The organism is Streptomyces katrae (assembly GCF_000966975.1).
In the GTDB taxonomy this organism is placed as follows: domain Bacteria; phylum Actinomycetota; class Actinomycetes; order Streptomycetales; family Streptomycetaceae; genus Streptomyces; species Streptomyces katrae.
Map to the genome: position 1 here is coordinate 1 of NZ_JZWV01000122.1, position 5,226 is coordinate 5,226.

A 5,226-nucleotide genomic window follows, 5' to 3' on the forward strand; every position below is an offset into this window, starting at 1 on the left:
GTACCGGGCCTACACCGTGCGCGACGCCGTGCTCCTGGCCCGGGTGCGCCGGCTCACCGAACTCGGGCTGAGCCTGGACGAGGTGCGCGACGTCCTCGCGGACGACGCCGGGCGGGAGCTCGCCGACGTGCTGGCGGAGCTCGACGCCGACCTCGCCCGGCAGGAGGCCGCGCTGGCCGAGCGGCGCAGGCGCCTCGCGGTGCTGCTCGCCGCCGGGCCCGGCGAGGGGGAGCCGGTGTCGCCCGCGCTCGCCGCGCTGCTGGCGAAGGCACCGCCGACGGACTCCCCGGCCGCCGCCAAGGACCGCGAGCACCTGACGCTGCTGGACGCGACCGGCGCCGTCGGGGAGGGGCTGTACGCCGTCCTGGGGCCGCTGGCCGCCGACCCGGACGTGCTCGCGCTCTACGAGCGGCTCGACGAGCTGGCCGACGCCCCCGCCGACGACCCCCGGATCGGCCCGCTCGCGGAGGCGATGGTCGCCGCCGTCCCGGCCGCCGCCTTCGACGCGATCCCGTCCGCCGGCCCCGTCGTCCCCGGCTTCGGGGAGGCGCTGCTCGCCGAGTACGCCCCCGCCCAGGCGGAGGTCGTACGCCGGGTGATGGCGGCCTTCGTGGGGAGGGGGAACGGGTGAGGGGTGTCCGGGTGGCCCGGGTCGTGGCCGGCGTCGCGGTACCGGGCGAGGTGCTCCTCGTGCTGTGCCTCGCGGCCGGGGTGCGGCCGCCCGTCTGGGTGACGGGCGGCGTGGAGGGGCTGGTGCTCGGGGTGCTGCTGCTGGAGGGCTGGCTGCTGGGCTCGCTGCGGCGGCGCACCGGCTCCTGGAGGGAGGCCGTACGGGCCGTGGTGCCGGAGCGGGTGCGCCGGCTGCTGCTGCACGAGCTGCGGGCCTGCGCCTCGCTCGGCCGGTGGGTGGCGCGCCGCCCGCACGGGGTGCGCCCGGGGGACCTCGCCGCCGCCTACACCGGGCCGCAGACGGCGATGATGTACGGGCTGCTCTTCGTGTCGGTGATCGAGACCGTCGGGCTCGCCCTGCTCATCCCCTGGCCCGCCGTGCACCGGGTGGTGCTCGTCCTCGACGTCTACGGGATGCTGCTGGTGCTGGCCCTGCACGCCGCCTGCGTCACCCGCCCCCACGTCGTACGGCCGGACGGGACGCTGCGGATCCGCTACGGGGCCCTGTTCGACCTCACCGTCCCGCCGGACGCGGTGGCCTCGGCCCGGGTGGACCGGCGCTACCCCGAGGGGCGGCTGGTCACCCTCACGGAGGACGGCGTGCTCGACCTGATCGTGGGCAGCCAGACGACGGTCACCCTGGAGCTGAACCGCCCGCTGGAGTTCCGCCGCCCCCTCGGCGCCCGCGCGCGGGCCCGTACGGTCCGCTTCCACGCCGACGACCCCCGAGCCCTGGTCACCGCCTTGCGGCAGCCCGCCGCCTAGGCCGGAGCGAAGAGGATCTTCGCCGTGCCGGGGTCGGCCTGGGTCAGGCGGACGCGGATGCGGTCGCCCAGCGGCAGGGGGCCGGCCGGGGACTTGACCCGGCCGACCACCGCCGGGTCCTCCAGGTGCACCGTCCCGTCCTGAGGGTCCCGCTCCTCGACGTCGATGACCGTGGCCTCGAAGGTCTCCCCGACCCGGTCCTTAAGCACGGCCGCCTCGACCAGGTCCACGCACTCCCGCTCCACGGAGTTGGCCAGCCTCGTCCCGTCCCGCATCTCGTGCGGCAGCGTCGTCAGGGCCTCCCGCGCCCAGCCGGGCGCCGCCACCCCCGCGGCCGCCGCCACGCACAGCTCCCCGGCGTAGCGGTCGACGAGGCGCCGCAGTGGGGCGGTGCAGTGCGTGTACGGCGCCGCCACCGCCGCGTGCACGGCGTGCTCGGGCCGCTCGCCGCCCGTGAACACCGTGTACCCGGCGCCGCGCAGCAGGGCCGTGCACTCCTGGAGGAACGCGGCGTGCGCGGGGATCCGGGGGTCCAGGGAGCGCACCAGCGCGGCGTACGGGACGTGGTGGGGCCAGTCGATCCGCAGGGCCTGCGCCGCCCGCCGCAGCCGGCCCACCGCACCGTCGGGCGCGGCCGGGAGGGTGCGCAGGATCCCGGTCCCGGAGGCCAGCATCAGGTCGGCGGCCGCCATACCGGTCATCAGGGAGATCTGGGCGTTCCAGCCGTCGGCGGGCAGCGGCGCCCGGTAGACCAGGCCGTACGAGCCGTCCCGTGCGACGACCTCCTGTTCGGGGACGTTCAGGGAGATCCCGCCACGCGCGGTCTCCAGTGCCTCGCGCAGGGCCCCGACCTCCTTCAGCAGGGCCAGGGCGGGTTCGGCGGTGCCGGTGTCGATGGCCTTCTGGACGCCCTCGTAGTCGAGTCTGGCCCGGCTGCGCACCACGGCCCGGCGGACGTCGGTGGTCTCCACCCGGCCGTCGGCGTCCAGGTCGAGCCGCCACAGCAGGGCCGGCCGGGCCTGGTCCGGCAACAGGCTGGCCGCGCCCTCGGAGAGGACGGGCGGGTGCAGGGGGACCCGCCCGTCGGGGAAGTAGAGGGTGGTCACCCGGCGGCGGGCCTCCGCGTCGAGGGCGCCGCCGGGGGTGACGAAGGCGGCCACGTCGGCGATGGCGTAGTGCACGCGGTAGCCGCCCGCGGGCCGTTTCACCAGGTGCATGGCCTGGTCGAGGTCCACGGAGGCGGGCGGGTCGATGGTGAAGAGGGGGATGTCCGTGGCGTCCTCGGCGGGCATCCGGGGAGCGGCGGCGGCCCCTTCGGCCTCGGCGAGCACCTTGGCCGGGAAGGCGCCGGGCACGCCCAGTCGCGTCCGCAGCTCACGCAGCGCGGCGCCCAGGGCGGCACCGTCCGCACCGGCCATGTGCATGTGACGGCGTGGCATGGACCGAGCGTATGTCCTGCCCGGGAGATCTTCTCGGCGGCGGCGGCGCGTGGGGGTGAGGGGCGTACGGACACCCCCGCGGGTGTCCGGAAAACCCGCCCCGTGCTCCGCTCACCGGAACACGGCGCGGAAACGGCCGCGCACGACGGCGTGAAACCTCCTGGAACGCGGGCCCCGGCCGGGGCGCAATGTGGGGGGCGGATCGCCCGAACCCACCGGAACCGATCGGAACTCAGTCACGGGGCGGCACATGCTGTTGCGGATTCACTTCACGGGAGCCGACCTGGCGCGCACGAGCGTGGCCAGCCGGCCGGACCCGCTGTGGGAGACGGTGCTGAGCCTGCGGATGCTCCAGCACCGCACCGGCAACCCGGCGGCCGACGCCTGGGGCCGCGCGGTCCTGGCCCGCCGGCCCGAGGGCCTGCGCACCCTCCTGCCGCTGGTGCGCCCGTTCGGCTACTTCCCCGACTTCCTCACCCCCTCCGACGGCTCCCCGGACATCGAGCACGGTCTCGACGCCCTGGCCGCCACACCCGCCCGCCACCTGCGCGGCGACCTCGCGGTCCTCGCGGCCGGCGGCCCGCTCCCCGCCTGGACGGAGGACCTGGCCGCGGGCCGACCCGAGGCACTGCGGGGCCTCGCCGGAGCGCTGCGCGGCTATCACGCGGCGGCGGTGGCGCCCCTGGAACAGACGATGCGGACCACGGTCCGGGCGGAGTACGCGGCGCAGGCGAAGGCGGCCGCCGAGTCCGGCATCGAAGGGGTCCTGTCGGGGCTGGGACCGGGCATGCGGTGGAGACCCCCCGTGCTCGAGGTCCAGTACCCGGTCGACCAGGAACTCCACCTCAACGGGCGGGGCCTGCTCCTCGTCCCCACCCTGTTCCGCGCCCGTACCCCGGTCTCGCTCCTCGACCCGGAACTCCCGCCGGTCCTCACCTATCCCGCACGCCGCACGGTCTCCCCGGACGGCTCCGCCGACCGGAAACTCGTCCCGCTGATCGGGCGCACCCGCACGGAGATCCTGCACCACACCTCGGAGGCCTCCCGCAGCACCTCGGAGCTCGCCCGGCTGGTCGGGATGTCCCAGGCCTCGGTCAGCCACCACACCGCGGTGCTGCGCGCGGCGGGTCTGATCAGCTCGGCCCGGCACCGCAACTCGGTCCTGCACACGGCGACCTCACTGGGCTCCCTCCTACTGCGCGGCTGAGGCCGCGTCCAGGTCTTTCGAACCTCCTCGAAACACCTGGACGCGGCCGGCCGGCACCCCGGACAGTCGGTCCTGCACCGCAGCACGGAGGGCGACGCGGCACCGCCCACCACGGACCCCCCACCGGCGGCCACGGCCCGCCCCGGCCCAGCGGCCCGGGGCACGGCCGTGGCCGTTCGCCCGTGACCGGCCGACGGCGGGCCGTCTACCCTGGCCCGGGGGCCGCACCCCCCGCGACGTGCCATCGATAGGAGAACCACCGTGCTCGTGCTGCTGCCGCCCTCCGAGGGAAAGGCCGCCGGCGGCTCCGGCGCACCGCTCGACCCCGCGTCGCTGTCGCTGCCCGGGCTGGCCGGGGCGCGGGCGGCCGTGCTGGAGGAACTGGTCGAGCTGTGCGCGGGCGACGAGCTCAAGGCGCGCGAGGTGCTGGGGCTGAGCGAGGGGCTGCGGGGCGAGGTCGCCAAGAACGCCGCGCTGCGGTCGGCGCCGGCCCTTCCGGCGGGGGAGATCTACACGGGGGTCCTCTACGACGCCCTCGGCCTGGCGGACCTGCCCGCCGCGGCGCGGGCCCTGGCCGAGCGGACGCTGCTGGTGTTCTCCGGGCTGTGGGGCGCGGTGCGGGTGACCGACCGGATCCCGTCGTACCGGTGCTCGATGGGCGTGAAGCTGCCGGGGCTGGGGGCGCTGGGAGCGTACTGGCGCACGCCGATGGCCGAGGTGATGCCGGAGGCGGCGGGGGACGGGCTGGTGCTGGACCTGCGCTCGTCGGCGTACGCGTCGGCGTGGAAGCCGAAGGGGGAGACGGCGGGGCGCACGGCCACGGTGCGGGTGCTGCACTCGCAGATCGTGGACGGGGTGGAGAAGCGGTCGGTGGTGAGCCACTTCAACAAGGCGACGAAGGGGCGGCTGGTCCGTGACCTGCTCCTGGCCGGGGCCGAGCCGGCGGGGGCGGCGGAGCTGGTGGCCGCGCTGCGGGACCTGGGGTACGTGGTCGAGGCCGAGGCCCCGGCGAAGGCGGGGCGGGCCTGGGCCCTCGACGTGGTCGTCACCCAGATCCACTGACCGGGGTCCGGTGCGGGTGGCCGCTGCGCGGGGCGGAGCTCCCCTACCCGCCCTTCGCCCGTTCCTTGGGGGCTCCGCCCCCAA

General features: G+C 76.4%; 5 protein-coding genes. 4 read left to right on the forward strand and 1 reads right to left on the reverse strand.

What is annotated here, in order from left to right:
* Together VR44_RS06635 and VR44_RS06640 are read left to right on the forward strand one after the other, a co-directional pair.
* On the forward strand, window positions 1–631 hold a 631-nt coding region (locus VR44_RS06635; protein WP_045946439.1), incomplete at its 5' end, for a MerR family transcriptional regulator.
* A gap of 11 nt (window positions 632–642) precedes the next feature.
* Complete coding sequence (locus VR44_RS06640) at window positions 643–1,434, forward strand: hypothetical protein (RefSeq protein WP_045946440.1); 792 nt, start codon at window positions 643–645, stop codon at window positions 1,432–1,434.
* On the opposite strand, the gene VR44_RS06645 is transcribed toward VR44_RS06640, so the two are convergent.
* Entirely contained in the window at window positions 1,431–2,873 is a 1,443-nt protein-coding gene (locus VR44_RS06645; RefSeq protein ID WP_045946441.1) for an RNB domain-containing ribonuclease, read from the reverse strand. The genes VR44_RS06640 and VR44_RS06645 overlap by 4 nt on opposite strands.
* 250 nt (window positions 2,874–3,123) lie before the next feature.
* Here VR44_RS06645 and VR44_RS06650 point away from each other — a divergent pair, with 250 nt between their 5' ends.
* Entirely contained in the window at window positions 3,124–4,080 is a 957-nt protein-coding gene (locus tag VR44_RS06650) for an ArsR/SmtB family transcription factor (RefSeq protein ID WP_052713489.1), read from the forward strand.
* 261 nt (window positions 4,081–4,341) lie between these two features.
* On the forward strand, window positions 4,342–5,142 hold the full coding sequence (gene yaaA, locus VR44_RS06655) for a peroxide stress protein YaaA (RefSeq protein WP_045946442.1): 801 nt from the start codon (window positions 4,342–4,344) through the stop codon (window positions 5,140–5,142).
* The last annotated feature ends 84 nt before the right edge of the window (window positions 5,143–5,226 follow it).

Excerpts from the sequence above, each read along its gene's own strand:
- VR44_RS06645 (WP_045946441.1), bottom strand. The coding sequence starts at position 2,873 with ATGCCACGCCGTCACATGCACATGGCCGGTGCGGACGGTGCCGCCCTG.
- VR44_RS06650 (WP_052713489.1), top strand. The coding sequence starts at position 3,124 with ATGCTGTTGCGGATTCACTTCACGGGAGCCGACCTGGCGCGCACGAGC.